The 3,022-nt window shown below is 42.3% G+C and carries 2 protein-coding genes and 1 pseudogene; 1 reads left to right on the top strand and 2 read right to left on the bottom strand.

All coding sequences use genetic code 11. The features are described from left to right. On the top strand, positions 1–271 hold a 271-nt coding region (locus tag IQ229_RS21180), incomplete at its 5' end, for a DUF933 domain-containing protein (protein WP_194047100.1). A gap of 263 nt (positions 272–534) precedes the next feature. Here the strand turns inward: IQ229_RS21180 and IQ229_RS21175 are convergent. Next, positions 535–2,826: a hybrid sensor histidine kinase/response regulator gene (locus IQ229_RS21175; RefSeq protein WP_194047098.1), complete on the bottom strand. Its 2,292-nt coding sequence runs from the start codon at positions 2,824–2,826 to the stop codon at positions 535–537. Positions 2,827–2,831: 5 nt separating this feature from the next. After that, a pseudogene (locus IQ229_RS21170) lies at positions 2,832–3,022 on the bottom strand (response regulator); the annotation flags it as partial.

The raw sequence follows: 3,022 nt of genomic DNA, 5'->3' as shown, positions 1-3,022 counted from the left end.
CACGCTTTTAGGCTTACGGACATATTTCACTTGTGGCCCCAAAGAAACCCGCGCTTGGACAATTAATGCGGGAATGTCTGCACCTCAAGCTGCTGGTGTAATCCACAGTGATTTTGAGCGGGGATTTATTCGTGCCGAAACTGTCGCTTATAAAGATTTGGTAACGACTGGTTCGATGAATGCTGCAAAGGAGAAAGGCTTGGTTCGTAGTGAAGGTAAAGAGTATGTTGTGCAGGAAGGGGACGTAATGTTGTTCCGATTTAATGTGTAGGGGTAATTAATGGGTGGCCGTTATCGATAAGATAATGGTCAACCTACACTAAGTTGCGTAGGCTTTGCCCGCCGTAGGCATCGCAATAAATAAAATGAATTGATAAATATTCTATAATGTGCCTTAAAATATGCAAGGCGATCGCAAATAAACCAGCAATCCTCAAAATCTAGTAGCTACTTCCACTCACAATATACAGATAAGAACCCAAATTCTCGTCAAGGCAGCTTTTTGCACTCATCTTTAACAGTATATTTACGTAATTAGTTGACTTCCGATAGTACTTTCTGTAAAGAAAGCAATAATTCGTTGACAGTATAGGGCTTCGACAAAAATGTATTGACACCAATAGCTGCGACTGCACTGAGCTTATTGTCAGACATAAGTCCACTGCTGGCGATAATTCTGACTTGGGGGTTGATTTTTTGCAAGGTACGCATAGCTGTTAAACCATCCAGTGAGGGCAGCATAATATCCATGAGGACGGCACTAATTTTGTCTCTATTTTGAGCATATAGTGCGATCGCCTCAATGCCATCACTGGCAACTAAGATTTTGTAGTTGTGAGCTTCTAATGATGTTATTGTAATTTCTTGAATAGCAGCTTCATCATCCACAACCAAAATCAATTCTCCATGTCCTGTCTGTGGTGACAAATTTTCGGGGCTGAGTGTTTCTATTCCCCCCACTGCTGGCAAGTAAACCTTAAAGCTAGTGACACTTTCCGGTTCACTATACACGTTCACAAAACCTCCGTGACTTTTAACGATTCCCAATACTGTGGAAAGTCCTAAACCCGTGCCCTGTCCAACATCTTTTGTAGTAAAGAATGGCTCAAAAATTCTATCTAGCATTTCTTTAGGAATCCCAACTCCAGTATCGGAGACAGTAATCACTATGTAAGGCCCCTCTTTGGCTTCTAAGTTCATGCGAGCATAATTTGCATCAATCAACATATTTTCGGCAGAGATACTCAAAGTACCGCCATTGGACATAGCATCGCGGGCATTAACGCAGAGGTTCATCAGTACTTGATGCAGTTGGGTACTATCTCCAGAAACCATCCACAAATCTTGCGGTACATTAATGCTGATTTCTATCGATTTGGGAAAGGTCTCTTTAAGAATCTTGGCAATTTCCACAATTATATGTCTGAGTTGCAAAGTGATGTGCTTCCCTTCTACACCGCGTGCAAAGGACAGCACCTGTTTGACTAAATCAGCACCGCGTCTAGCGTTAATTTCTAAAATTTCTAGTAGATGACGAGTCCGCTCATCTGCATCAGGAAATTTCAGCGGTAGGAGTTGCGCTCCTGCCAAAATCGGTGTCAGGATGTTGTTGAGGTCGTGGGCAATACCACTAGCTAAAGTGCCAATACTTTCCAGGCGTTGAGCGCGAAATAATTGGGCTTCTAGGTGCTTTTTCTCGGTAATATCTGTGTCAACGGTGAGAATTGATTTGGGTTTTCCTTGTTCATCGCATACCAGACTCCAGCGACTAGCGACAAGGACTTCTTTGTTCATTTTAGTAAGTTTTGTTAACTCACCCTGCCACTTACCTTTACTAATAGCTTGCAATAGAGCCGCTTCAATTTCCGGTGAAGGTTCGTCATACAAAAGTTCGCTAGCATTTTTACCCCAAGCCTCTGTAGCTTGCCAGCCATAAAGTGTTTCTGCACCTTTGTTCCAGAAGATAATTTGATTGTTTAAATCTCGGACGCAAATGGCATCTGTGGTGACATCTAGTAATGCTGCTTGTTCGCGAATTTTTTCTTCTGCCAATTTGCGATCGCGTAGGGCAGCTTGTCGTTCGCTAATATCTATACTGGCGCATGTCACCCCGACAATTTCTTGGGTTTCATTGCGTAGTGGCTCGACGGTTAAATCGTAATATCGCGTTGTATCTTTGATGGTAATTGATACTTCTTCTCGCGTTCCAATGCCTGTAGTCAGCACTCCACGTTTAATTGCGATCAGATGTTGAGCATCTTCTACTGGGATGATATCTAAGTCTTGTTTGCCCAATATTTTCTCAACTGTCAATCCAGATGGGGGATTGTAAACCCACGTGTACCGTAAATCTCTATCCTGGTTATAGACAAAGATTGGAGAGTTTTTAAGAGCAACCCGAAATCGCTCCTCACTCTGTCGGAGTGCGTTGTCTGCCCGTTGACGTTCGATGGCATAACGCATAGATCGCACCAGCAAGTCACCAGTTACTTGCCCCTTCACTAAATAATCTTGCGCTCCTTGTTGCATGGCGCTAGTTGCCAGGGTTTCATCATTTATACCCGTCAACACAATGATTGGAGTTGCTTTTGCTTGATTGTGAGCGATGACAAAGGTTTGCAATCCCTGGCTATCTGGTAGGGAGAGGTCTAACAAAATTACATCAAAAATTTCGTTTGTTAGATAGTTGACTGCTTCATAAAGCCGTTCAACGGGCATCAACTCAACTACAACTGTGGTAACTTCTTTGAATAACTCTTGTAACAATAAGACATCACCAGGGTTGTCTTCTACTAATAAGACTTTAATAATATTTTTACCTGCCATTTCCCCTACTCCGGCGGCAGTTTTACGATCGCAAACCAAAAATTTTCTATTGATTGGACAATTTTAACGAATTGATCGAAATCTACTGGCTTGGTTATATAACAGTTGGCAAAAAGGTTATAGGCTTTGAGAATATCTTCTTCAGCCCGAGAAGTCGTCAAAACTACTACAGGAATTCGTTTGAGGTTTTCATCTC

Origin of the sequence: Nostoc cf. edaphicum LEGE 07299 (assembly GCF_015207245.1) — a bacterium.
Classification (GTDB): Bacteria; Cyanobacteriota; Cyanobacteriia; order Cyanobacteriales; family Nostocaceae; genus Nostoc; species Nostoc edaphicum_B.
This window is presented reverse-complemented; position numbering and strand designations above follow the sequence as displayed.